At 62.2% G+C, this 25,250-nt stretch carries 21 protein-coding genes and 1 pseudogene; 8 read left to right on the forward strand and 14 right to left on the reverse strand.

What is annotated here, in order from left to right; genetic code table 11:
- Nucleotide 1: 1 nt before the first annotated feature.
- The 3 genes from HUI96_RS22940 to nanR are packed head-to-tail and all read right to left on the reverse strand — an operon-like array spanning nucleotide 2 to nucleotide 1,839.
- Nucleotides 2-778: an HpcH/HpaI aldolase family protein gene (locus HUI96_RS22940; protein WP_188257038.1), complete on the reverse strand. Its 777-nt coding sequence runs from the start codon at nucleotides 776-778 to the stop codon at nucleotides 2-4.
- A gap of 36 nt (nucleotides 779-814) precedes the next feature.
- A complete protein-coding gene (locus HUI96_RS22945) occupies nucleotides 815-1,132 on the reverse strand; it encodes a putative quinol monooxygenase (RefSeq protein WP_188257039.1) in 318 nt (105 codons plus the stop codon).
- Nucleotides 1,129-1,839 carry a transcriptional regulator NanR gene (nanR, locus tag HUI96_RS22950; protein ID WP_188257040.1) on the reverse strand — a complete coding sequence of 237 codons (711 nt, stop codon included), beginning with the start codon at nucleotides 1,837-1,839 and terminating at the stop codon, nucleotides 1,129-1,131. Before nanR ends, HUI96_RS22945 begins: the two co-directional genes overlap by 4 nt.
- Before the next feature lie 160 nt (nucleotides 1,840-1,999).
- Here nanR and HUI96_RS22955 point away from each other — a divergent pair, with 160 nt between their 5' ends.
- From HUI96_RS22955 to HUI96_RS22965, 3 genes are all read left to right on the forward strand, one after another.
- Nucleotides 2,000-2,836, forward strand: a complete 837-nt coding sequence (locus HUI96_RS22955; protein WP_188257041.1) for an amidohydrolase family protein — start codon at nucleotides 2,000-2,002, stop codon at nucleotides 2,834-2,836.
- A 162-nt stretch (nucleotides 2,837-2,998) separates the two neighbouring features.
- Nucleotides 2,999-3,910, forward strand: a complete 912-nt coding sequence (locus HUI96_RS22960) for a dihydrodipicolinate synthase family protein (RefSeq protein WP_188257042.1) — start codon at nucleotides 2,999-3,001, stop codon at nucleotides 3,908-3,910.
- Nucleotide 3,911: 1 nt separating this feature from the next.
- The gene (locus HUI96_RS22965) at nucleotides 3,912-4,880 is read left to right on the forward strand and encodes a D-2-hydroxyacid dehydrogenase (RefSeq protein WP_188257043.1); all 969 of its coding nucleotides are present in this window, start codon (nucleotides 3,912-3,914) and stop codon (nucleotides 4,878-4,880) included.
- Between the two features lie 579 nt (nucleotides 4,881-5,459).
- Here the strand turns inward: HUI96_RS22965 and HUI96_RS22970 are convergent.
- The 8 genes from HUI96_RS22970 to HUI96_RS23005 form a co-directional block, all read right to left on the reverse strand.
- Nucleotides 5,460-6,167: a LuxR C-terminal-related transcriptional regulator gene (locus HUI96_RS22970; protein WP_188257044.1), complete on the reverse strand. Its 708-nt coding sequence runs from the start codon at nucleotides 6,165-6,167 to the stop codon at nucleotides 5,460-5,462.
- Nucleotides 6,168-7,051: 884 nt separating this feature from the next.
- Nucleotides 7,052-7,780, reverse strand: a complete 729-nt coding sequence (locus tag HUI96_RS22975; RefSeq protein ID WP_188257045.1) for an AprI/Inh family metalloprotease inhibitor — start codon at nucleotides 7,778-7,780, stop codon at nucleotides 7,052-7,054.
- Between the two features lie 38 nt (nucleotides 7,781-7,818).
- Nucleotides 7,819-8,202 (reverse strand): curli-like amyloid fiber formation chaperone CsgH, encoded by a 384-nt coding sequence (gene csgH, locus HUI96_RS22980; protein ID WP_188257046.1) that lies wholly within the window; start codon nucleotides 8,200-8,202, stop codon nucleotides 7,819-7,821.
- Between the two features lie 10 nt (nucleotides 8,203-8,212).
- Nucleotides 8,213-8,929 carry a hypothetical protein gene (locus HUI96_RS22985; protein WP_188257047.1) on the reverse strand — a complete coding sequence of 239 codons (717 nt, stop codon included), beginning with the start codon at nucleotides 8,927-8,929 and terminating at the stop codon, nucleotides 8,213-8,215.
- 24 nt (nucleotides 8,930-8,953) lie between these two features.
- On the reverse strand, nucleotides 8,954-9,448 hold the full coding sequence (locus HUI96_RS22990; protein WP_188257048.1) for a hypothetical protein: 495 nt from the start codon (nucleotides 9,446-9,448) through the stop codon (nucleotides 8,954-8,956).
- Nucleotides 9,449-9,580: 132 nt separating this feature from the next.
- A complete protein-coding gene (locus HUI96_RS22995; protein ID WP_188257049.1) occupies nucleotides 9,581-11,101 on the reverse strand; it encodes a hypothetical protein in 1,521 nt (506 codons plus the stop codon).
- A 121-nt stretch (nucleotides 11,102-11,222) separates the two neighbouring features.
- Nucleotides 11,223-12,416 carry a CsgG/HfaB family protein gene (locus tag HUI96_RS23000; protein WP_210320289.1) on the reverse strand — a complete coding sequence of 398 codons (1,194 nt, stop codon included), beginning with the start codon at nucleotides 12,414-12,416 and terminating at the stop codon, nucleotides 11,223-11,225.
- A 38-nt stretch (nucleotides 12,417-12,454) separates the two neighbouring features.
- Nucleotides 12,455-13,042: a curli assembly protein CsgF gene (locus tag HUI96_RS23005; RefSeq protein ID WP_188257050.1), complete on the reverse strand. Its 588-nt coding sequence runs from the start codon at nucleotides 13,040-13,042 to the stop codon at nucleotides 12,455-12,457.
- A 748-nt stretch (nucleotides 13,043-13,790) separates the two neighbouring features.
- Between HUI96_RS23005 and HUI96_RS23010 the strand changes: the two genes are divergently transcribed.
- From HUI96_RS23010 to HUI96_RS23025, 5 genes and pseudogenes are all read left to right on the forward strand, one after another.
- The gene (locus HUI96_RS23010) at nucleotides 13,791-15,272 is read left to right on the forward strand and encodes a hypothetical protein (protein WP_188257051.1); all 1,482 of its coding nucleotides are present in this window, start codon (nucleotides 13,791-13,793) and stop codon (nucleotides 15,270-15,272) included.
- A gap of 114 nt (nucleotides 15,273-15,386) precedes the next feature.
- The gene (locus tag HUI96_RS23015) at nucleotides 15,387-16,613 is read left to right on the forward strand and encodes a curlin repeat-containing protein (RefSeq protein WP_188257052.1); all 1,227 of its coding nucleotides are present in this window, start codon (nucleotides 15,387-15,389) and stop codon (nucleotides 16,611-16,613) included.
- 243 nt (nucleotides 16,614-16,856) lie between these two features.
- Nucleotides 16,857-16,937: pseudogene (locus HUI96_RS30310) on the forward strand (hypothetical protein); the annotation flags it as partial.
- A 42-nt stretch (nucleotides 16,938-16,979) separates the two neighbouring features.
- Nucleotides 16,980-18,197, forward strand: a complete 1,218-nt coding sequence (locus HUI96_RS23020; RefSeq protein ID WP_237684312.1) for a beta strand repeat-containing protein — start codon at nucleotides 16,980-16,982, stop codon at nucleotides 18,195-18,197.
- An 86-nt stretch (nucleotides 18,198-18,283) separates the two neighbouring features.
- On the forward strand, nucleotides 18,284-19,795 hold the full coding sequence (locus HUI96_RS23025) for a beta strand repeat-containing protein (RefSeq protein ID WP_188257054.1): 1,512 nt from the start codon (nucleotides 18,284-18,286) through the stop codon (nucleotides 19,793-19,795).
- 78 nt (nucleotides 19,796-19,873) lie between these two features.
- Here HUI96_RS23025 and HUI96_RS23030 read toward each other — a convergent pair whose 3' ends face one another.
- The 3 genes from HUI96_RS23030 to HUI96_RS23040 form a co-directional block, all read right to left on the reverse strand.
- Nucleotides 19,874-23,053: an efflux RND transporter permease subunit gene (locus tag HUI96_RS23030; protein ID WP_188257055.1), complete on the reverse strand. Its 3,180-nt coding sequence runs from the start codon at nucleotides 23,051-23,053 to the stop codon at nucleotides 19,874-19,876.
- Nucleotides 23,050-24,183: an efflux RND transporter periplasmic adaptor subunit gene (locus HUI96_RS23035; RefSeq protein ID WP_337918599.1), complete on the reverse strand. Its 1,134-nt coding sequence runs from the start codon at nucleotides 24,181-24,183 to the stop codon at nucleotides 23,050-23,052. Before HUI96_RS23035 ends, HUI96_RS23030 begins: the two co-directional genes overlap by 4 nt.
- A 265-nt stretch (nucleotides 24,184-24,448) precedes the next feature.
- Nucleotides 24,449-25,243 (reverse strand): SDR family NAD(P)-dependent oxidoreductase, encoded by a 795-nt coding sequence (locus HUI96_RS23040; protein WP_188257057.1) that lies wholly within the window; start codon nucleotides 25,241-25,243, stop codon nucleotides 24,449-24,451.
- Nucleotides 25,244-25,250: the final 7 nt, after the last annotated feature.

Below are 25,250 nucleotides of genomic sequence, written 5' to 3' on the forward strand. Positions count from 1 at the left end.
CCTACCTGCAAGCCTCGCGCAACTTGCCGATCGCCTCGGCGAGCGCGTTGTGCAGCACCCAGACGTCGCCCGAGTAACAGACGAAGTCGAAGCCCTGGCCGTAGATGTCGATGCCGGTCTGAACGTTCGGCACGAGCCGCCCGAGCGCCTTGTTGTGCTTCTTCGCCGCCGCGATGGTCTTGTCGATCGCCGCCTTGAAGGTCGGGTGATCGAACTCGCCGGGAATGCCTAGCGACACCGAGAGATCGAAATGGCCGACCCACAGGCAGTCGACCCCGTCGATCGCCGCGAGGGCCTCGGCATTCTCCACGCCCTCCGACGTCTCGATCTGGCAGAACAGCGTCGTTCGCTTATTGGCGGCGACGAACTTGTCGGCCACCGAACCACCCCGGTAATTGTCGTGCGCGACCTGAAGCGCCACCCCACGCTTGCCGAGCGGATGGTACTTCATCGAGTTCACGATGTGCCGGACTTCCTCGACATTGCCAACCATCGGCAGCATCAGCCCCTCCGCGCCCATGTCCATGGCGCGGGCGATGTGGTGGTATTCCCTGGAGGGCACGCGCACGATCGCCGGCAGCCGCGCCGCCTCGAAGTAGCGGATCGCGCTCTTGACCGTCTCGAAGCTGAATCCGGAATGCTCCAGATCGAACAGGACGAAGTCGCAACCCGCCGACTTCAGGATGTGCCCTATGCCAGGCGTGGCGAACTCCACGATGAAGTGCCCGAACTTGGCCGTCTTTGTGGCGGCCATTTCCTTCAGGCCCGGTTCCGACATTTGCTCCTCCCTGTCGCCCCGGCGGGGCTCATTCCGCTACGTACGGACCAACGCACCTCCCTCGAGCACAAGATTGCAGAGGGTCACGTGCTTCGCCTCGACCAGCGCCGCACTTTCCGCATCGAACGCCTGGAAGTGGGCGGTCCGCCGGTGCTTGAAAAAATCCGCCTCGCTGTCGTAGATCTCGTAGAGCACGATCCGATCGGGCTCGCCCCGCACCTCCGTCACGTCGAAGCGGCGGCACCCGGCCTCATTCCGGACCGATGCGATCGCATTGGCATCGATCAGCCGACGAAAGCGCTCGCGCGTGCCGGGCTTGAGCCGGAAATCCACCAGGACGACGAAGCCGCTCATTTTTTCGCCCTCGCCATCTCCAGGTAGCGCCGCGACACGTATTCGAGATGCCTGCGCATCGCGTCTTCCGCGGCATCCGGATTGCGCGCGGCAACCGCTTCGTAGATCTCTCGATGCGCCTCGTAGGCCTTCTGATCCTCGCCCTTGGCGAGCGTGGTGCGGCGCTGCTCCAGCAGCCACTCGGCGAGCGCGGCATGGATTGCCATGAAAATCGGGTTTCGGGTGATGACCGCCAGCACGTAGTGGAAATCCACGTCCGTCTTTTCGAAGCGCTTCAGGTCTCCGATCGACTGCCGATTGATCTCCAGCGCCTCCCTGAGGGCTGCAACATCCTCCTCGGTCGCGTTCTTGGCCGCATTGCGCGCCAGCCCGACCTCGAAGAACAGGCGCGCGCTCTGGAAATTCTGGACGCCGCCTGGCGCTGAGATCATGTGCCGCGCCGGTCCGGCCAGCGCATCGATGACGAACTGCGGCGTAGGACGGGTTACGCGAGCCCGCTCTCCCGACCTGACCTCGACCAAACCCATCTTGCTGAGATGCAGCAGCGCTTCGCGGATCGAAGGCCGCCCGACCCCGAACTGCCGCATCAGTTCGCGCTCAGAGGGAAGCCTCTCGGCCTCCGCCAGTTCGCCTTCGCGGATCATCCGCTCGAGGTGCTGTGCCACCTCGTCGGAGAGTTTCCGCTGCTTGATCTGAATCCCGAGCAATTGGCATACCTGTTATACCAGCACACCGACGCTACGCCTGCTGTGACGCAACGTCAATGCATCCATAAGTGAAGTCGGGGCGGTACGCGCGCCGCTCACCATTGAGCCGGAACTTCGGTTATGACTGCAGCCTCTTCGAGAGAACGCCAAGGGAGGATCCATGATCGTCGACACGCATCTGCACATCATCGACAAGGAGGCGCTGCGCTATCCCTGGCTGGAGGGAGTGCCGGCCCTCAACCGCACCTTCTCCTACGAGGAATACGCACGCGAGGCGCGGCGCGGCGGCATCTCCGACACGCTGCATATGGAGGTGGATGTCGATCCGGCCGATATCGAACCCGAGATCGCCTATGTCGAACGGAAATCGGCTGAGCCGGGAAGCCTGCTCCGGGGCAAGATCGCTGCATGCCGCCCGGAGGATTCCGACTTTCCGGCCTTCCTGGAGCGGCAGCGCGCGAACCCCTTCGTGAAAGGATTTCGCCGGGTGCTGCATGTCGTGCCCGACGACGTCTCCGAAGACGCGCTCTTCCGCGAGAACATCCGCCGCGTCAACGGCACCGGCCTCACCTTCGACCTTTGCGTCCTGCCGCGTCAGATCCCGAAGGCGATCGCGCTCGCGGACCTCGCACCCGGCGTGCAGTTCGTGCTCGACCATTGCGGCACGCCGGACATCAAGGGCAATGCGGAGCATCCCTGGCGCGAGCACTTGACCGAGATCGCCAAGCGGCCAAACGTTGCCGCAAAAATCTCCGGCGTGGTCGCTTATGCCGATCCGGACAGATGGACCGTGGACGCGCTGCGCCCCTACGTGGAGCATACGATCCGCTCATTCGGCTGGGATCGGGTGGTGTGGGGCAGCGACTGGCCGGTGTGCACGCTCGGCGGCGGGCTGTCGACCTGGATCGCCGCCACACACGCGCTGCTTTCCGGCACGAGTGTGGACGAGAAGGCGAAGCTGCTGTCGCTAAACGCCAAGCGTATGTGGTCTCTGTAGCCGCATGAATTTTCCTGGTGCGCGGACCATTTGCACTGCGCAGATCGGAAGCTTGCCGATACGGCCAAACAACAGAGGCGTCACTTTCCGGGTCGAACAAGTCGCGCGAACAGGGGTTCGCACGCTGCAAACCGTGCTATTCGGGCTGCGGAGGAAAGAACCATGACCCGACCGCAAGGCATCGTCGCACCCATCCTTACGCCATTCGAGGATGACGGCCGTATCGCGCGCGACCTGTGGGTCTCGCATGCAAGATGGGTGCTCGACCAGGGCGCGCACTATCTCTCGCCGTTCGGCACGACCGGGGAGGCGCTGTCGGTCTCGCTCAGCGAGCGCAGGCAGGCGCTCGAATGGCTAGTGGAGGCGGGCATCGCGTCGGAGCGCCTGATGCCGGGAACCGGCCTGACCGCCCTGCCCGAGACGGTGGAACTCTCGGCGCATGCCGTGGAACTCGGCTGCGCCGCAGTGATGGTGCTGCCCTCCTTCTTCTACACCGCGGTCGGGGATGCCGGGCAGGCGCGCTACTACAGCGAACTGATCGAGCGCGTCGCCGACCCGGCGCTGAAGGTCATCCTCTACAACATCCCGCAGAACTCCGGCGTGCCGGTGAGCCCTGCCCTCACGGCCCGCCTCAGCGAGGCGTTTCCAGGCACCGTCGTAGCCTACAAGGACAGCGCCGGCAGTTGGGACAATACTGCGGCGGTGATTGCCGCCGCACCGAAGGTCGCGGTGTTCCCCAGTTCCGAAGCCCAGCTTAGCCTCGGCCTCGCCAACGGCGCTGCCGGATGCATTTCCGCCAGCGTCAATCTCAATGCGGCCGCGATCCGCGCCCTCTATGACGCCATCCGCGCCGGACAAGACACCTCCGAACTCGAACCGGGCGTAAAAACCTTCCGCAAGGCGGTACAGGATGCCGGCCTGATCCCGTCGATGAAGGCGGCACTTGCGGTCCGCTCGGGCGACAGGCGCTGGCTCAACCTTCGCGCGCCACACGAGAACGCCGCCGAGGACGCCGGGCGAGCCCTGCTGGAAGCGCTCGGGCCGCTCGCTGGCCACCTACGCTTTCCGGCGTGACATGCCGCCCTCCCCGACCGTCATCCTGCACACCGACAAGCCGGCGCCCGCACTTGGCGTGTTACGCGAGACGCATCCGCAACTCGCCGTGCACACATGCGACACCTATGCCGACCTGCCCGGGACGATCGAGCGCACGGGTGCAGAGGTCGTCTATACGGTCCGCTTCGACGGAACGCCCCGCTTCCCGAGGCAGGCTCTCGTCGAGAGCGACAAGGTCAAATGGGTTTCGGTAGGCGGCTCCGGCACCGATCATTTGGGCTGCTGGGATCCGGCGCGGCTGACCGTGACCAATGCGGCCGGCGTCGCGGCAGACATGCTGGCTGAGTATGCGCTGGGAGCCATGCTCTCCTTCTCGCTCGACCTGCGCGGCTTCGAACGCCGGCAGCGGGCGCGCAGTTGGACGGCGGGCCGCATCGAGCCGATCGAGGGCAAGACCCTGCTGATCATCGGACTGGGCAAGACCGGAGAAGCGGTGGCGAGGCGCGCGCAGGCGATGGGCATGGTGACGCTCGGCATCCGCGCCCGTCCGAAACAGATGCAGTACATGGACGAGGTGCATGGGCCGGACGCCCTTTACGATCTCTTCGGGCTTGCGGACTACGTGGTCTGCTGCCTGCCGCTCCTGCCCTACACCCGCGGCATGCTGGACGCCTCGGCATTCGCGGCGATGAAGCCCTCCGCCGTTCTCGTCGACATCTCGCGCGGCGGCATCGTCGAGGAGAGCGCTCTCTTGTCAGCGCTGGACTCAGGCCGCCTGCGCGGCGCGGCGCTCGACGTCTTTGCCACCGAACCGCTGCCGGGCGATCACCCGCTTTGGGGATACGACAATGTGATCGTCACGCCGCATTGTGCGGCGGTCTACGACGGCTGGGACGTCAAGTCCGTCCGGATGTTCGCCTGCAACCTAACCCGCTACCTGAACGGCGAACCGCTCGAGAACGTGGTGGATCCCGCCCGCGGCTATTGAGGGACATGCGATAATGCATCGCGCAGGCCTACCAGGGTACATTCGCGCCTGGCGAGCGGGGGCACTTCACCGGTCGCGAGCGGACGCGGCTAAACGATACTGTCCGCCGCTAAACGGAATGCGTGGCGCGGATTGATCAGGGGGAACAGCCGGCGTCGCATGGGGGGCGGGGGGAGCGACACCGGCCGGCGGTCCCCCTTGCGAAGGCCCCGCGTCGAATCCTTTATCATGGGAATCGTAGGACCAAATCTCATGCATACGGATGAGGATGAAAAGCTCGTTGATCGTAGACCACGCACCTTAGTAAGACTTGAGGCTTAGGCCAGCGCAGGTGAGGATTTAATGGCACCACCCTACTCTCGGTGGTTGCGTGCCGCTCATCCCTTCGCGTTCCCAGGAAGTTTTTGCGAGCCAAGCTAGCTCAAGTCCGACACCTGGCACGACGCGAAGAGAGAGCGCCGGGAGCCCCTCGTCAGGCGGGCATGCTCGAAATGATCAAGCACGGCAACCACGCTCGTCCCGCTGGCAGGCAGTCCAAGCGAGACGTTCTTCACTCATCAAGGTACTAACGCAGTCTGGTCAGTGTGCTGCACCGAGCGACATGGTCGCGGTGGTTGAACGCTGCAGCGGCTGCGCAAGCAATGCGGCTTGCGTACGGTTGGCAGCGCCGAGCTTGCGCATGATCTGGCGCACGTGAACCTTGACGGTCGCCTCCTGCATGTTGAGTTCGCGCGCGATCTGCTTGTTCGATTTTCCAAAGCGAAGCCGATCGAGGACTTCGTGCTGGCGGGGCGTGAGGCCGCCATAGGACAGATCGGACCTCGCATCAGCGTTGGACGAATGAGATGCCGAATGGCCAGAGGCCAGGAGAGCTTCGCGCGGGAAATAGGTTCCGCCCCCCACGACGAAAGCAAGTGCCTGCCGGGCCAGATCTGGCTGCATGTCCGTCGTCAGAAACGCCTGCACGCCGAGGTCCGCGGCCGAAATCGCGTCTTCGGGCTCGCGCCTGTCCGAAAGAATGGCGCATGGAACGCCATGGAACATTTCCTTGACCCTGGCAAGCAGATCCTGCACGCGTTGATTATCGATCGGTGAACCACCAAGGTTTACAAGGATCAGGCGTATGTCGCCAGTACAGTCGATCGTCTCGAGGCCGTCCGGCGCCACTGCGATGGGCTCCAGCGAAAGCGATTTCGACCACATGGAAATAAGAGACTTTATACCCTCTCGCCTTAGCTCCAGGGAATCCAGCAGAAGTGCGTACCCCTGGCTGCACTGAGTGTCCATGACATCCCCTCTCACGCGGAGAAATTCACAACTGCCGACTCTACTTCGTCCTCGTAGACATGCTCTGTATTCGCGATACAAACTGAACTCGGATACATTGAGCAGTGATATATCAATTGCGACATTACCACCTGCGATGTATCTTCATTGGAAGCAAACCACATCTGTTCGATGGTTGCAAATACACAATATGGGTCTTCCGGCAAAAAAGTGACACAAATTCTAATTCTTCAACCTTCAACAAACTTCATATCGCAGGCACAATTTAATGTTGCTTGCCGGACGATATACAAACGCTGACATATGTCGTGAGTAACTGCCGGGACCAACTTGCAAAAAAATTGCAACCGATCGGCACGAGATAGTCGCTGCCGATTACACATGAGGCCGGATCGTTCCTCAACAATCAATACGAGATATTCAGTCGTTCTTATACTCACAACAATGAGAGCTACTGCAAAATTTCTTGACGCTACTCAGGCGCCCAATTGACACGAATTGAAGACGCGTTTCCTTTAGTTGGTCGATAGGATAGGCTCCCGCCGGATGTTCGACAAAACGCTATTCTTTGCCCCTTCGGACCACGCCCAAGGGCGAGCGCGTCTATTGAGTGATCGCTCACATCTACTTCAACGACCAACGGAGAGGCCCGGCACCGTCGTCGCGCTTGCGGCAGCACCAACCCCGCTTCGAGCGCCGATAGCACTCGAACACCGTCGAGATGCACCCCTGCCGGGCTTCCAAACGCGGATTTTCTGCTGCTGAGCTGCGCGAGAGAGTGCGGCCGTAACGCCCGTGCGCCAGAGCCAAGCCACTCCGGCGGGACGCATGCGCTCACACGCCGCTCGAGGAGGCTCCGAAGGGCCCTCGGCCGCCTCGCCAGCTCATTGCGAGGGGCAACTGTTGAAGAAGGTGACCACCGGCCAGCGGTTCTGCCGCAATGCGAACTTGCGCAGCCAGCCGGACTTTCCGTCGAAATCCGCGCGGCACCAGGCTCCGTCGCTCGCGTTCACGCAGAGGTCGGTTTGGATGCAGGTGTCTTTGGGCACCACCCCGATCGTCGGGGCGTCATCCCGGGCTTCGCCGCGGGCGTTGAGATTGACCAGCACGCTGATGCGCGGCCGCTCTTCCGCCGGTTTCTGCAACTCCGAATTGGGAGCGCACTTGTTGCTGAAACCGGCGTAGAAGCAGCCGGACTGCTTGCGGGCGGCCTCAAGCACCTCGGCAAGGCCGGGGACTCCATCCCGCTCGAGGATCAGCGGAGCGCCGGAAGCGGTGTTTCCGCTCATGCGGCGCTGGTTGCCGCCAAGCCTGGCGATCGCCGTGCCGGAGGAATCGTGCAGACTCATCTGTCCATCGGCAAGGCTCCAGGATGTGGCAAGCCCCGCCTCGGCAGCACAGCCGGACGACGTCACACCGAATCGGGTCTCCGATCGCTCGTTCGAAAGCGTGACGCGGCAACGTTCCGAGCCTGCCGCGTACCGGCTGTCGACGATATGCCAAGGCCCGGCAAACGCCTTCACGAAATCCGCTTCGGTCTGTGCAAAGGCGGATGACCCACCGCCGCACAACATGATTGTTGCTGCTCCAATCGCAGCGAGCCCAAGCCTCATTGGATGCTCCCCTTTCCCCACGCACCCGCCCCAGTGGGCTAGCGTCCTGCGGTGGCCGTGCTTTCGGCGACGACTACGCCCGCCTGCTTCAAAAGCACGGTGACGGCTATCGTATCGTCGGCACCGAAGTTCACGCCGGTCTGCGCTATGTTCTCCGTCGTGCCGGGCTCCAGCTTGAGCGCACGGCCCTGACGGGTCGACACCGTCCCGGACTTACCTTTCCGCTCGATCAGCATTTCCGCCTCGACTTCGATCGGCAGCAATGAAAAGGCTTTGCCGGCCACCGTAATTCCCGCTTCCGCCGGCTGGATGTCGATGACGGCGAATGCCGGCCCTACGTCCTCCGCGAGGGCAGTGCCGGTGGTGCAGACAGAGATAGCCGCCGCGGCCAAGATGAATGGCGCCCGTCGCTTGCCGAACATCGCGTGTCTTTCAGCGGAAACCGGTCTGCGTGATCGAGATGGTGCCGGGATTGGTCGAGAACACCTGGATCCCTGCGGTCCCCACAGGCTGGAGCCCATTGCCGTTCTGCGTGACCATTACGGTCGTATTTGAAGTGACGGTGAGAGGCTGGTTGTTCCTGTTCCCGTTCTGAACAATCTGCCCCTTGCCCCCGCCAAGCACCTCCAAATCGGCAAAATTGCCATTGCCATTTTGCGCGATCAGACCCTTGCCAAGAGGATCAACTTTGAGTTTTGCCGTGTTGCCGTCCCCCAACTGGAAGACTCCGCCCAGTGCGCCCGCAGCGAGTTCCGCGACCGCCGAATTTCCCTTCGAACCAACGGCCTCGCTGTTGTTCGGCAGCATGTTGTCCTGCAGCAATTGCAACTGACCGCCATTGCCCTCGATGACGACTTTGGCTGTGTTCTTCTCACCGTTCTGCAACGCCGACCAGCCGGGATCAAAGGTAGCGCGCTCCAGGTGGTCGATGGTCAGGGTTTTGCCGCTGAGAGCCTGTATCGTCGCGTCGCTGGGACCGATAAGGAGGCTTTCATTTGCCTCCGACTGATCGACCGAAAGCGAGTTGCCGGAGACGCTACCGCTTGGGCTCGTCTGGAGCACACGAAGAATGTTTCCCTGCCCGGCAAATGCCTCGGTGGAAAAGACCACGATGGACGCGGCCAAGATCGCGCCGATTTGCATCTTCATTCCAGTCCCCCGACCGTTCAGAAATCAAAACGACTTCTGCACGATGCTGACGCTATTGGCAAATCCGTTCTGTGAAAAGCTTGCGACATTGTTGTTGCCCGACTGAAGCACTGCCGCCTGATTTTGCTGTCCGGTGATGGAGGCCGTCAGTTGGTTACCCGAGCCGACCTGCGAAAACGCAAAAAGGTTGCCGGTTCCGGTAACGCCGACCCGCATGGCGTTGTTCGAACCTTGCTGAATGAGAGAGCCGGGCTGAAGTCCCACCGCCAGAGCAGGTCCGGTGAAAGAAGCTCCCAAAGGGCCGCCGTTCAACGATCCCTCGATGCGCACATCGATCAGATTGGACCCGAGCGCGCTCCGCTCCTGCAGGATGGTCAGCCGATTGCCGTCGCCAACCACCTCCACGCTCGTCTTATTGAAGGGATTCTCCGGCCCGAGCAGGACGAGTTCGTTCTTGGCGAGCGCCGTTCCCGATCCCATCGCCGCCGAAAGCACCAAAGCGGCTATGACGTTTTTCATGACAGACCCCCGTTTGACCGGGGGAGCATGCCGAGAACAAACTAAGGTTCCGGCCGGAAATTCAGTAGAAGTTTAAAGATCTCTTCCGCAGGCGGACGTGCCCGCGGCTCGGTGGACGATTCGGTCAAGGCGTTAGTATTGCCGCACCAAAAGTCCGTTGCCGGAGCCGTACTGCTGGGAAAGCGAGGTGTTTCCGATTCCGGTCTGTACGGCGACGAACTGGTTGTTGGATCCAGACATTGTCGAATCGATCCGGTGCGTGTCTCCAGTCTGGCTCACCCCGAAGAGATTGCGCGACCCGCCCACAACCAGGGAAACGCTATGAAGCGTTCCTTTTTGAACAATCGTGCCAGGCGAAAGCCCGGCCCCTGCCGCTCCGGTTAGACCATCACCTGAGAATCCTCCCGCGGACGCCGAATTCGTGTCGTAGCCGTCGATACGCAACATCGTCGTGTGGAACTGGCCGGTTTGCTGAACGTCAGCAAGATTCCTGCCCCCGACCTGAGTGACGGCGAGCACGTTGTCGCTTCCGATCGCCGAATGCGCGATGTAGTTGTCGTCTCCCTGCTGGAAGACGCCGACCTCGTTCCTATAGGCAGCCTGCCCCAAAGCCTCGCTGATGGCGGAAACAATTCCATTTCCGTCGCCGATCTGCGTAAAGCCGAACTTGCTCAAAGCTCCCTGCACGATCGTTAGCGCTAGGTCGTTGTCATCCCCCATCTGCAGGAACACGCCCTGCGCAACGCCGCTAAGACCAAGTGTGGCGGTGGCCAGGAATTCGCCTACTCCGCCTCGTCCGTCCCCGCCATTGTCCTCGCCCGTCATGGCGACGTCGATGCGGTTGCCGGTGCCGGTCTCCAAGATTTCGTTGTTCTGCAGCGCCTGCTGGATGACATTGCGCGAACCCGACTGGCGGATTTTCATGGAGTTCAGCGCGCCGAACTGCTCTGTGAACTCGACGAGATTGTCCTGGCCATTCCCCTGTTCCGAGTGGAGGAAGTTGCCCTCCCCTCTCTGGACGATCGCCTTCATCGCGTTCGACTGGTCAGTCTGCCAAATGTCCAGCGTGTTGCCTGTCCCGCTCTGCGAGACGGAGGCGATGGAATGGCTCAGCCCCACGCCCCCACCGGACTGCTCGATCGTCGCCTCGTTGGCGGCTCCGTTCTCCGAATCGTTTATCTGGCGAACACTGCCCAGGAAATGGCCCGCCCCCAAGGTCGCAGCGCCATCCTCGGACTGGCGGATTCTTGCGAGATTGGCCGGCGAGCCGCTGAGGCGGCTGCTTTGCTGATAAACGGCACCGATCTCGTTGGATCCGGACGGTTCGGTAGTGATCTGCTCCACGAGAATCTCGTTTCGGTCCCCCACCTGATTGATGCCCGATGGTCGGTCCTCACCGACCTCGGTGCGGCCGCCATGATTGTTCCACCCGAACTGATCGATGGATAGCACATTGAAGTCGCCGTCCTGGTTCATCAGAAAGCGAACATTGTCGGCGCCGGCCCGATTGCCCTCGCCTTCCTGGACAATGACGATCGTATTGGTGTTTCCGGTCTGACCTATCCAGACCTCATTGCCCGCATCCTGGGCCGAGGCCGGCGCGCCCGCGAAAACGAGCGGAAGCGCAGCGCTTCCCGCAATCAGCGATCTCATCAATCCCCCCGCCCTACCGCATCACCTTATTTGGCCGACCGCGGAACGCAAGCGGAAGGTTAAGAAAAGGTAAATCGGACGATGCAGCTAGCCGGATCGGAAATCCGGCCAGCGTTCGACACTAGAGTCTCGCGCTTACGACAGCGACCTGTTGCGGTTTATCCGATGCTTTCGAGGCCGGCGATCCGTCGCGCATAGGCTCGGCCGAGCCTATGGTTTCGCCGGGCTGCGCGGGCGGCGGAGCATTCGTACCGGGAGGGAGCGATCCGACCGTCTCGTCCTCCTCCGGGGCGGGCGGAGGCGGCGGCGGTGCCGGCTCGACGGGCACTGTTGCCGGCGCGGGCCGGCGGACCGTACGTGCCACGCGAGGCGCGAAGGGCTCGGTGGGAACGACGTTGGCGGCATTGCGCGTGTCTGGCGGCGGCGGCACTTGCGCCTCAAGAACAGGCGCGTCAGCGTATTTCTCGCGGCGATAGTCGGCGATGATCTGCTGCCCCAGGACGGGGTCCACGAAAGCCCAGACGCCCAACTCCGCGCCTTCGATGATCAGCGACACAACCGCCTTCTCGATCGCCTCCTGCACCGCGATCTGTTTGGGCTCGTTCTGGGTAATGCCTGCTTCCGCCTCAAGAATGCTGTCGAGCTCGACATATCGGAACGCGCCGCCCTGGATACCGTAAGACGCGATCGCCTTGTGGACCGTCACTGTCGAAAGCACCTCACCGGTACTGGTCGATACCGCGCGGAGGGTGACCGTGACAGTATCCTGCACCCATTTGGCATCGGCGCCGATGCCCAGATAACGAGCGCCAATGCCACCGGTCTTCGTATTGGTATCGTAGCCGGTGATGCCGCCCTGCATGATGATGCCGGCATAGCTCAGCGGCGGCAGGACACTCGCAGGAACCCGCTCCTCGTTGCGGTAGATGCGTCGCATCTCGGTAACGATCTGCCTCTCCTTGAGGATGTCGTCGAGACGCGCCCTGTCCAGGACGCTGAACCAGCGCCGTTCGCCGGCATCCTGCAGCGCCTTGATCAGCATCGGGGCGCCGCCCTGGGTAACCGCGCGCGAAAGTGTCTGGACGTTCTCGCGTTCCCGGTACTGACCGGTCAGGTCGGGAAAATCATAAACCGCGACCGGAACGCGCTCGCGCGGCGGCGGAAGCGTCCGCAGGCTAAAGCTCTGCTGTGTCACCGGCGTGACCACCGGCTGAAGCACGCTCTCCGGCGGCGTAGACTGACACCCGGCCAAGCCGAGGCCGGCAACCAGAACGGACAACGCGACATTGCCGCGCAGCCCCATGCGCATTCCCATTCCAAGCTCCCCCGTTACGCCCCGAGCCTGCTTATCGCTCAGTTCAGTCCCGAACCAAGATTGACGGTCAAGCCGCCGCCCGCATCGAGCCGGCTAGCGCCAAGCGAGCTTCCGCCAAGTGACCCGGTCTGCTGCGCCATCGGCTGCATCAGTGTTTGCGCATTGGTCGTGGTCACCAGCTGCGGCACCTCGATACGCGTCGTTCCCGTCGGATCCGTGATCGTCAGGATGATCGAATCCGCCGTGCGCTCGAACGAGACGGTGGTGTCACCGAAAACGATCGTTCCATTGTCCTGCGGATTTTCGCCGAAAATCGCTTCCGTCACCTGGCTGGCCAGCGCCGAGAGCAGCCGCCCCTGCAACTGCCGGATGAACAGGTCGACGTCCGTGTTTTCGCCACCGCCCGTGCCGGGGTCGGAGCCACCGCCGCCGCCCTTGTTGCGATCCCGCGCCGTGGCGGTCCGCTGCGCGTTGGCGAGGCCGAGAAGGTGAGAAGAATTGAGCGCATTGCCGCCGAAGGAGGGATTGATGGGCGAATAGACCACATCATCTGCCAGCGAAGGGGAGAGAGATCCGGCCAGAACAGCCGCGATCGCCAGTCCTTTTACAAGTGTCGAAACCTTCATAGCGACTTCCCCTGCCCCGAGTCGATCGATGATCGACGAGATCAAACCCCATTTTGCACCTAGCCGATCCCGCAGGACTTTGCACGCGGCAAGTGCACGAAGGATGAATGAATTCATCAGCCGTCGCTTACCGATTCTGCGACAGCCGAACTTCTTGCTGACTTTTCCCCGCAGGTAAAGGCAAGCGCACGAAAGCATCATTCCGATTCCTGGGCAGAATTGCAGCCGCACTGTGGCTTTGCGGCAACAAGAGGCCAGAGCACAAGACCTCATCGGACCAAGACCACCCCGACAGGGAAATGACAGACGCCCCGGCAGACCGCCCGCCTCGCATTAACCTTAATGACACCATGGATTAACAAATTTTTAACCACTTGCGACTTGGCGCACGGTGCCTGCGCCCCATGAATTCACGCCTCGTCTTAACTTTAACGGAAAATTAGCCTTTGCAAGAATGCGGAAGGTAAGTAAAACGTAAACGACAGGGCAACCTAAGGCTGTGCCCGAGAGGGGCCTTGGGAACGGGGGGCGGGCCGGCGGTTTTCCGCCGGCCATCCGTTTCGCCTGTAGCCGAGCGGCCCGTGAGAAAGGCCGACGGCAAGCGACGGAAGCGTGGGGGGTGTTTCCACTCCGGGGGCGGGGCGAAAGCTTTCTCCACACCGTCATCGACTGAAGCAGCAACTGGCGTCGGAGCCCCGGCGCCGGGACGATGATGCGCGGGCTGAGGCCCGCCGAGGAGAAAGTAACGATGAAGATCCGGCTTGCGCTAGCAACCGCAACCGCCATGGGCCTCCTGATGGGAGCAGCCGCAGCGGGGAGCAACAACAAGACCTACATCGACCAGAGTGGTGCGAACAACCAGGCCTCCATCACACAGTCGGGCAGCGATAACCGAGCCGGCGGGGCGGGTGGTCTTGACGGGCCTGCAATGAAACAAGCCCGGACCGGAGCAAGCGAATCTACGCAACTTAAGAACACGCTGTCCATCGAGCAGTCTGGCCACCGAAACAAGATTGGCCTGGAGGGAGCGGGGCTCTCCCAGAGGGTCACCTACGGTGCCACCGCTAACTGGTACAACACCAGCAACCATATCGAAATCAACCAGACCTCCAACGACAACACTGTTGGAAGCGTATCGCAAATCTCTGAAACTCATGTGGGGGCGAACAGCCTCACCATCAACCAGGGCGGTGAGAACGGTGGCGACGGCAACCGAGTTGGTAGTGTTTCCCAGTATCGAAGCCAGACCACCGGAAACAAAGCCGTGATCAATCAGACTGGAACCGGCAATACAATTGCGCGTGTTCAACAATATGTCTCAGCATACGGTGACAATATCGATACCAATATCATAGACGTCAACATTAGCGGCAGCAACAACGGCAAGGGTTTCTTCGTCATCGGCGGTGCGGCCGCTGCCACGGGCGCGCAGTCTTCGCAGATTGTTCAAGGAGCTTACGGTAACGGCGCTCGCCGCAACAAGATTGATTTGGCAATTAGTGGAGACGAGAACGAGTTCGGCATCAGCCAGTTCGGCGTCGGAAACGAGGTTGGCCTCCTAACAATCTCGGGCGACAAGAACCAGTTGGGCATCTATCAGGACGGGACCAACACCGTCTCGATGGGAGCCCTGGAAGGCGACTCCAACAACGTCGGCGTCAGGCAGATCGGCACCAACACCGCGACGGTGAACGTCTTCGGTGTCGACAGCGACGGCAACAAGGTTGGCGTATCCCAGGAGGGCACGAACACCGCAACGGCCAACGTCACCGGCAGCGCCAACGACGTCAGCCTTGTGCAGGGCTACAACGGGATCGGCGTGGGCGGCGTGAACATCGCTACTTTGAATGTCGACGGAAGCAGCAACAAGCTGAACGCCCAGCAGTTCGGTGGCGCGGTGGGTAACGCGAACAATCTCACCGTGAACATCTGGGGCAATAGCAACAACACAACAGGCTTCACCGGCGTTGCTGCTACTGCCGCCGCCGGGCTGAATCCGGGCGACCTGTTCCAGAAGGGTGCTGGGAACACGGCAACCATCAATGTCGGGACCTCGTCAGCCGATTCCAACAGTAACTTGTTCGCCTTCAACCAGACCGGAAACGGCAACACCCTGACCGGCACCGTCAACGGGTCGAACAACCAGTCCGCCGTCGTCCAGAACGGCAACGCCAACGTCGCCAGCTTCGTCCAGACCGGCGGCATGAACCAGTTGGGCGTCTCTCAGTAAGGACTCGACGGCCGGGCGGAGCGATCCGCCCGGCCCCTTTCGCATCCCGCTTGCGCAGGGCGGGATGCGTGAGGGGTGCCTCGAAACAATTGTTACATCATAGGGGATGGGAAAATGAAACTTGCACTTGCAACCGCGACGGCCATGGGGCTCCTGATGGGAGCCGCCTGGGCGGGCAGCAGCAATACGCTCTATTTGGAACAAAATGGCGCCAACAATACTGCCAGCGTACACCAGGCCACTGGCCCCGGCGGAAACGATATTGGCACCAGCGGCGACCCGGTTAGTCAGACCGGCGACAATAATGCCTTCGTCTTCTCCAACGCTGGCTGCTGCAACGAGGGCTTGCGGCAGGACAACGACGTTGCCAAGGCCGAGCAGGTCGGACATCGCAACTGGCTGAACATCCAGGTCTGGAACCTGTCTGACCACAATGACATCAACAACGTTCAGCAACAGGGCAACGACAACGCCTTGCAACTCGACCAGAATGGTTCTCGTTCATCGACCATCGGCACGGTCCTCCAGGAGGGCGATCGCAACACCTCGCTGATAAGGCAGAACGGGGCAAGGAACTCGGTCGTCTCGGCCACCATCGTCGGCAGCGACAACGGGACCGCGCGCTCAGGCGAACTCTCGTCCGGTCGCAGCGCCGGATCCCGCATCATCCAGAGCGGCAATGACAACGTCATCACTGAATCGCGCATTGAGGGATCGAACAACAAGCAGGCGACGAACACCTACGCCCCGCCGCATGATATCCAGCAGTACGGCAGTAACAACGGTCACAACGCATCGATTGCTCGTACGCTCGGTTCGAACGGCAACGGCATCAAGGTTACTCAGAGAGGCGACTGGAACAACTTCAGCATCCAGCAGGGTGTCGACGCGAACTCCGCTGGCAACTACGCCACGCTGACGCAGGATGGCAGCTTCAATGCCGCTTACGTCACTCAATCCGGCAGCAACAACCACATCATCGTCGACCAGGACCGCAACTCCAACACGGCGACTGCCAACTTCACCGGCAGCGGCAACGGCGTTGGCACGCTTACCGGAGTGGCCGGCGCCCTCGACACGCAACACGCCAGCTTGACGCAGGGCACGATCTTCCAGGATTCAGGCTTGGCCATGAGCGGAAACACGGTGACCTACAACGTCACCGGATCGAACAACCTGTTCGCCTTTGCCCAGCTTGGCGGAAGCAACACGATCAACGGTACGGTTGGCAGCTCGGGCGTTTCCAATGCCAACCAGGTCGCCGTCATCCAGACCGGGTCAAGCAACAACAGCACGTTCACGCAGAACGGCGGCTCCAACAACCTCGCCGTTTCGCAGTAACCAACCAGGGCCGGACGGGGCGATCCGCCCGGCCCTTCTTCTTCGCATGCCGTCGCGCATCGGCGCGCCGGAGAACCGGCCGGGACGCAGCGTCGTAAACGTTCGTCCTGACCAAGGGGAGAGCCGCTTCGTTCCGATACGAGGCGGCGAAATGGGGGTGGGCAAACCCTCTCAACAATAGGGAAGGTGCATAGCATGAAAGTGAAACTCGCACTCGCCACAGCCAGCGCGCTGGGCCTGGTCATGACGACGGCCGCGCTCGCAGACGGCAACAAGGCCTATGTCTCGCAGGGAGGCTCGAGCAATTCGGCTTCCGTCTCTCAGGCTGGCGGCACGAACAACCAGGCGGGCCGCAGCGGCGACGCCATGACCCAGACCGGGTCCAACAACGTCCTGACTATCATCCAGGACGGCACCGGCGGACAGATCGGCGTCGAGTCCAGAACGGACGCGTATTTCACTGGCGGTTCCACGCCCCAATTCACGATCACTTTCCAGGGCGTAGACCAGACGAGTTCCGGCTCGGGTAGCAACACGGCCACATTGACACAGCACGGAACAGGCTCCGTCATTGGCGATCTCCAGCAGAATGCGGCGAGCACGGCAGCAGGCAACAAGGCGACCGCCACACAGACGGGCGCCAATGTGATAAATCACATCTGGCAGACGCAGGATGCGGGCACCGCTAATACCAACGTGGTCACCGCGATACAGAGCGGCAGCGGCAACGTGATTGACCGTGTCGACCAAAGGGCGACGGGCAACGGCACTTCGCCCAATACGATCAATGTGGACATTTCCGGCAGCAACAACGGAAAGATCGTTCTGAGCAACCCGTCCTTTTATGGCACCCGGGCAGGACTTGCTGGCGCGACGCAAAGCGCGCTTATCCAGAACAAGTACGGTAGCCTCAACGGAGTTTCCGATCAGAATACCGTCTCCGGGAACGCGATCAATCTCACGATCACTGGCAGCGACAACCAGTACGGCATGACCCAGAAGGGATCGGACAATACGACCGGCATGGTCACAATCTCGGGCAGCAACAACAGCTTCGGCAGCTATCAGGCCGGCCAGGGCAATGTGATCGGCGCTGGCGAAATCGCCGGTTCCAACAACGATGTCGGTGTCTGGCAGATTGGGACCTCTAACAGCGCAACGGTGTCAGTGCTGGCTTTCGGCAACGACTACAACCAACTCAGCATAGCCCAGGGTGGCACCAGCAATATCGCAACGGCCAACATCGCCGGCAGCTTTAACGGCACCGGTAACTTCTCCGGCCCGGCGGCTGGGCTGGTTGGGAACAGCGGCGGCGCTTTGTCGAATGGGTCAATCGTTCAGGGGGGGCAAAACTGGACCAACTTCTCCGGCAATATTGCCACGCTCGACATCTTTGGCAGCAACAACAAGTTCGCGATCGCCTCGCTCGGCTCCAATAACGAAGTGACCGGAAAGATCGGCACCTCGAGCTTGGGAGGCGCTTCCAACGGCAACTCGGCGGCAGTCCTGCAGAACGGCAACAACAACGTTGCGGCGTTCAGCCAGACCGGCGCCGGCACGAACAGCGTCGCCATCAGCCAGTAATGGCCAGGGCCGGGCGGAGCAATCCGCCCGGCCTTTTCTTCGCGGGCTGGCATTGCCCGTCTGTTTTGTTTTCGGGGACCTAATCTATGCATATGAGAACAGCTCTTGCCGGAGCCACGGCAATCAGCCTTCTTTTCTCGCTGCCAGCGCTGGCCGGCGACAATTTTTCCAATGTCGTGCAGGACGGCAGCAACAATTCGGGCAGCGTTACGCAAGGCGGAAGCCACGACGAGGCGGGTGGCAATCCGCTGGTTCCGGGGAGCGCCATAACCCAATCCGGCAGCAACCAGACTTTCACCATCCTGCAGTCGGGCAGCTACAATCAGGTCGGCACCGGGGGCGCCGGGTTCGACCAGATGGGTGCCCGGAACCGGGCCAACATCACACAGTCGTCCGACAACAACATCGTTGGCGAGGTTCAGCAGAACCGGACCGGCTTAAATGCGTCCAACCCGGCGAATACGCTAAACATCCTGCAGCAGGGCGGAAATGCTAATCGCGTCTCCACGGTGATCCAGACGCGCTCGGGCGGCCTGCTCACAGGCACATCTGGAAACGACGCCGATATCACGCAGACCGGCACAGCCAATCTCGTCACCGAACTGTCGCAGTCCGGTCGCGCCAACGACGCCACCATCAGCCAGAAGGGTGACGGGAACAAGGTCAACTTCCTGACCCAGGATGGCGTGGGCAACGACGCAGTGATCGACGTCGTCGGCAACCTCAATACCGTTGATATCGACCAGGAGAGCGTAGTTTCCGGCAACGGTGCCGACGTGCACATTCTTACGGGTGACAGCAATGGCATCCGTATCGATCAGTCCGCCTTCGGTGCGGGCAACGACGCGAAAGTTGCGATTACTGATGGCGATTCCAATCACGTCGATATCTTTCAGGCGAGCCTGGTGCGCGGAAACGACGCTCTCGTAAAGATCGAGGACGGCGAAAAGAACAACGTCAACATCGACCAGGACGGCGCCAATGCGGCCACGGTTGAAATTGTCGGGGACCGGAACGCCGCCAACCTCAGGCAAATCGGCACCAACGGCGCCGATCTGCTGGTGCGCGGCGGCGACAACTCGATCCTTGGCAACCAGTCAACGGGGATCCTGGGCAGCAACGCTTTGACCGTCACTATCAATACCGGCGACAACAATGGTGTGAGCGTCAACCAGACGGTCGGGCTGGTCGCCAGCGGCAAGAACATCGCCGATTTGACGATCAACGGCGATAACAACCTGCTGGACATCGACCAGACCAAGAGTGGGTTCGGCGGCTCCAACAGCCTGACGGTCAGCATCTGGGGCGACAACAACAACAGCGGGCCGACGTTTCTCGGCAGCGCTGCTGCCTCTGTTGGCCTTACCCCGGGCCATCTCGTCCAGAGCGGCAGCGGCAACAGCCTCATGCTCACCGTCGGAACGACGCTCCAGTCGGACTCCAATCAGTTCGCAATGTCGCAACTCGGTGATGGGAACAAGATCACGGGCACGATCAACGGCGACTTCAACCAGGCCGCGATCCTGCAGACCGGGAACAACAACCTGACCTCGTTCACCCAGACCGGCAATTTCAACGTCATCGGGGTAAGCCAGTAAGAGGCTGTCTGAGAGCAGCGAGCCCATCCATCTCGCTGCACGCTACTCTCTTCAGGAGGTCGGATCGAGGTTTCAGCCTCAATCCGGCCTCTTCTTATTTTGATTTCGGATCGGCGCCGGCCGGTTTCGACGTGCGCCTTGCGGCTTGTAAGATGCCCATTCAGCGATCCGCTCGATGACTGCAAACAGGGCCGGGATGATGAACAGGCCGATCGTCGATGCCGCGATCATGCCGCCAACGACGGTGACGCCCACGGCCTGACGGGCTGCCGCGCCGGCGCCCGTGGCTATGGCCAGCGGCAGGACGCCGAAGATGAACGCCAGCGCCGTCATCATCACGGCGCGGAAGCGCTGTTCGGCACCCATCCGGGCTGCTTCGGCGATCGAGTGGCCGGCTTCGCGCTGCTCCTTTGCGAACTCCACGATCAGGATCGCGTTCTTGGAGGCGAGCCCGATCAGGAGCACAATGGCGATCTGCGCATAAACGCTGTTCTGCAGGCCTGTGAGCGTCAGCGCGACACTGGCGCCCAAGAGTGCGGCTCCCAGTGACAGCACAATGGAGATCGGCAGAACCCAGCTCTCGTACTGGGCGACCAGGAAGAGATAGGCGAACAGCAGCGCCAGCCCGAAGACGATTGGCTCCTGTCCGCCGCTCTGGCGCTCCTGGAACGACAGCCCCGACCACTCCAGGCCGTAGCCGGGCGGGAGGCTTTCGGCGGCGACGCGCTCGACCGCAGCCATGGCCGATCCCGAACTGCCGCCGGGCGCGGCCGCGCCATTGATCGTCGCCGCGACGTACGTGTTGTAGCGGGTGATCACATATGGGCCGAGCACGGTCGATATCGAAAGGAGCGTACGCAGCGGCACCATCTGCCCGTTGCGACTGCGGACATAAAGCGAGAAGAGGTCGTCGGGGTTCGTGCGAAAGTTCGCGGCGGCCTGGAGATTGACCTGGAACACCCGGCCCTGAAGCGTGAAGTCGTTTACGTAGCGCGGGCCAAAATTCGATCCGATCGTGTTGAATATGTCCGCCACGCTGACACCGAGCGCCTCGGCCCGGGTGCGGTCGATATTGACGAAGATTTGCGGCACGTCGGCGCTGAACGTAGTCGAGACGCCGCCGATCTCCGGCGCCTGGTTCACTTCGCCGATGAAGGCGCGCGCCACTTGGCCGATCTCTTCGGGAGGCTGGCCGAGCAGCGCCTGGAGGCGCAGATCGAGGCCCCCGACGATGCCGATGCCGGGAATGGCGGGTGGGGAAAAGACGGCGATATTTGCGCCCGGGATCGCGGCGAAGCGCGCCCTGAGCTTCGCCAGGATGGCGCCGATCTGGAGTTGCGGGTCCCTACGCTCCGCCCAAGGCTTCAATGCGGCCACAGCCAGCCCGCCGCTCGGCGTCTGGGTGCTCTGCAGGATGCTGAAGCCGGCGACCGAGATGACGCGCTCCACGCCGTCGGTTTCGGACAGGATGCCTTGCACCTCATCGATAATCTCCCGTGTCCGGTCGAGAGAGGCAGCATCCGGCAGTTGCACGTCGATGAGCAGGGCGCCCTGGTCCTCCTCCGGCAGGAAGGTGGAGGGAAGAGCGGTGAAGAGCAGCAGCCCACCGGCAAAGGCGGCGGCCAGCGCCGCGACCGGTATGATCCAAAAACGTACGAGGAAGGCGACGATGCGGCCGTACAGGTCCCGCGTCGCGTCGACGAGGCGCGCGAACCAGCCGAGCGGGCCTCGTCGGTACCCGGACTTGGCGTGCCTCAGCAGCGTTGCGCTGAGCGCCGGGCTGAGCGTCAGCGCGACGATGGCCGAGACCACGAGGGCCGCCGAGATGGTCACCGCGAATTGCCGATAGAGCTGCCCGTTTATGCCGGGCAGGAAAGACGTCGGCGTGACCACCGCGAGCAGCACGAAGGTCGTCGCGATGATCGGACCGGTGATCTGCGCCATTGCCCTGTGCGCGGCACCGGCGGTGGTGATCTCCGGATTGTCTTCCATGACATGCTGGACGTTCTCCACCACGAGGATGGCGTCGTCCACGACGAGCCCAATCGCAAGCACCAGGGCGAGCAGCGTGATCGTATTCGCCGAATAGCCAAGCGCCAGCAATACGGCCATCGCGCCAAGCAGCGAGACCGGGATGGCGACGGCCGCCACCACTGTCGAGCGCCAATCTTGCAGGAACAGGTAGGTGATGAGGACCACGATGATGAACGCCTCCGTCAGCACCTGCAGGATGGAGGCGATGCTGGCCCTCACGAACTCCGTCGCATCGTAGACGACCTCGTATTGCGTGCCCTTGGGAAAGGTCGGCTCGAGTTCCTTGAGCCGTGTCAGCACGGCGTTGGCCGTGTTGATCGCGTTGGCGCCGGGCGCCTGGCTGATCTGCAGCATGGCGGCAGGCTGCCCGCCGAGTCTGGCGTTCGACTGGTAGGATTCCGCGCCCAGTTCGACGCGAGCGATGTCGTGCAACCGAACGATGGCGGCGCCATTGCCACCGGTACGCACGATGATGTCGCCGAACTGCCTGGGGTCTACCAAGCGGCCTTGCGCGATGAGCGTATACTGGACCTGGGTACCCGGCTCGGATGGCTGGCCGCCGACCTGGCCGAGAGAGGCCTGCACATTCTGGGATTGAATCGCCGCGGCCACATCGTCGGGGCTGATATTGAGGGCGCTCATGCGCACCGGATCAGTCCAGATGCGCATGGAGTATCTCGACGCGCCCACCACGGTCGCTTCGCCGACACCGGAAACCCGCGCCACCGCATCAACGATCTGGGTCGAGGCGAAGTTGGTGACCTGCAGGATGTCGGTGGAGGGATCGTCCGAAGTGAAGCCGATCGCCAGAAGGAAGTCTGGAGAGCGGGTCCGGACGGAAACGCCTTGCTGCTGGACGGCCTGCGGCAGTTTCGAGATCGCGAGTTGCGCCCGGTTCTGCACATTGACCTGAGCGATATTGGGATCGGTCCCGATCTCGAAGGTGATGGAAAGCGAATATTGCCCGGCATTGGAACTGGTCGAGGACATGTAGCTCATGTCCTCGACGCCGTTGATCGCGCTTTCGAGCGGGCCGCCGACGACATCGGCCACAACCGATGCGCTGGCGCCCGGATAGAACGCCGAGACGCTGACGGTGGGAGGCGTGATCTCCGGATACTGCTGCACCGGAAGCCCGAAGATCGAGAGCGCGCCAGCGATGGAGATGACGATGGACACAACCATCGCAAAGCGGGTGCGGGAAATGAAGACGTCGGAAATCACTGCCCGACCGCCTGCTGCTGGCTGGGCTGCACCTTCATTCCGTCCGCGAGCCGCTGGACGCCCTGCACCACGACCTGTTCGCCGCCGGACAAGCCTTTCGTCACGGCCCACCCGGCCCCCACCCGGGCGCCAGTCTCGATGCGGCGCTGCGAGACCGTGTCGTCGTCATTGAGCAGATAGACGTAGCGTCCCTCGCGGTCCTGCAGCACCGCCGACTGCGGGACGACCGGCAGCCGTGGCGCGTTCTTCTCACGCACATTGAGCGTTACGAACTGGCCCGGCATGAGGATGCGATTCGGGTTCGGAAAAGTGAGCCGCGTTGTCACCGTTCCAGTCTGCGGGTCGACCTCGTTCTCTACGTAATCGAGCCTGCCCGGCTGCACGTAGTCGGTGCCGTTGGCGAGACGAAGCGAGAAGTCGAGTTCACTCGGGTCTAGCTCAATCTGCTGAGCGGCCTTCTGGCGCAGCGTCACGAGGAAGCCTTCGGTAATGGAGAAGGCGACACGGATTGGGTCGAGGCTGACGATGCGCGCCAGAACGCCGGACTCCGGACCGACCAGGTTGCCCTGTGTGAACGCGGGCTTGCCGATGCGGCCGCTGATCGGAGCGGTAATGCGGGTGTAGGAGAGGTTGAGCATGGCCGTTCGAAGCGCGGCCTGTGCGACCTGCACATCGGCGACAGCAATCTCGAATGCGGCCTGAGCCTGATCGAGCGCGGATTGCGAAACCGTCTTTTGGGCGAACAACTCCCTGTTGCGGGTAAGCGTTCTCTCTGCCGAACCGCGGCTCGCCTCGGCACGGGCCACCTGCGCCTGGGCCGAGGCAACGGCCGCCTGGAACTCGTCCGGCTCGATCTCGAAGAGCGTGTCGCCCTGCTTGACCGACTGCCCGTCGGTGAAGTCCACGGCCCGAAGGAATCCCTGAACACGGGCGCGGATGTCCACTGTCTCGATGGCCTCGACTCGGCCGTTGAATTGCTCGGGGTTTGCGACTTCCTCGACCGGGATCGGCTGGACGACCACGGCCGGCGGCGGTCTTTCCCCGTCCTGCTGCGCCTGCGCCGAGGCGGACGAGGTCGCCAGAAGCAGCACCAGCAATGTAGCCGCCAAGTATCGTACGGGATTGGCCACGCCAATGCTCCGCTGACAGGATAAGGCCAAAACCGGCCCACCCACCCATTGTTCCGGAACCGTGGTTAATCGCGCAAGGATGCTGCAGGCTCAGGCCGCGGCGGGCTCATCTGGTATCACATATTCCACCGAGTACGGCGAAGGTCGGCGCAGACCGTCGAGGTGCTAAATATCCATCACGCCTCTCATCGGGCGTGTCGAACCGACTGATCTTATGACGACGCTCAAATCGGTTGCGGCGCAGACGCCCGGCGGAAGGCGGGGATCAGTCGACAAGGACGGTGCCGCTGTTGGTGCCTCCAGCGAGGGACTCACCCCCGTCCGCGACCAGGGCGTGACCTGTCATGTAGGACGACCGGTCGGACACCATGAACAGGATGACTTCGGCAATCTCTTCCGCCGTGGCGAAGCGGCCCATCGGCACGACATTGGAGATGGCGTGCTCCAGCGCCTTTCGTCCGCCGAGTTGCTCCGTATAGGGGTCGTTGAACGGCGTATCGACCCAGCCCGGGCACAATGCGTTGATGCGGATGCCGAAGCGCGCGACATCGAGTGCGATCTGGCGAGTCATGGTGATCGATGCCGCCTTGCTGGTGATGTAAGCCGTCATCGCCCGGTCGAGGAAGACGCCGGAGTTCGACGAGGTGTTGAGAATCACCCCTCCCCCCTGCTTCTTCATGAACGGGATCACCGCCTGGCACGCCACGAATTGGGCGTGGACGTTGATCGCCCAGGAGCGATCGAAGCCCGCGGAGTCCACTTCCTCGACGCTGCCGGCAACTTGCACACCGGCATGATTGTGCAGGATGTCGATGTGGCCGCGCTGCCCGGCAACCTTGTCGACGAGAGAGACGATCGCACGGTCGTCGCTGACGTCCACCCGGTGCGCTTCCGCTCGCCCGCCCGCACCGGCGATCCTGTCGACGGTCTCGCGCGCCGCGGAGAGGTCGCGGTCGGTCACGATCACGAACGCGCCCTCGCGCGCCATGGCTTCCGATCCCGCTCGCCCGATGCCGGACCCCGCCGCGGTGACGATTGCCGTTCTCCCCTCGAGGATCATCCCCATT

Source organism: Pseudaminobacter soli (ex Zhang et al. 2022) (assembly GCF_014595955.1).
In the GTDB taxonomy this organism is placed as follows: domain Bacteria; phylum Pseudomonadota; class Alphaproteobacteria; order Rhizobiales; family Rhizobiaceae; genus Kumtagia; species Kumtagia pseudosoli.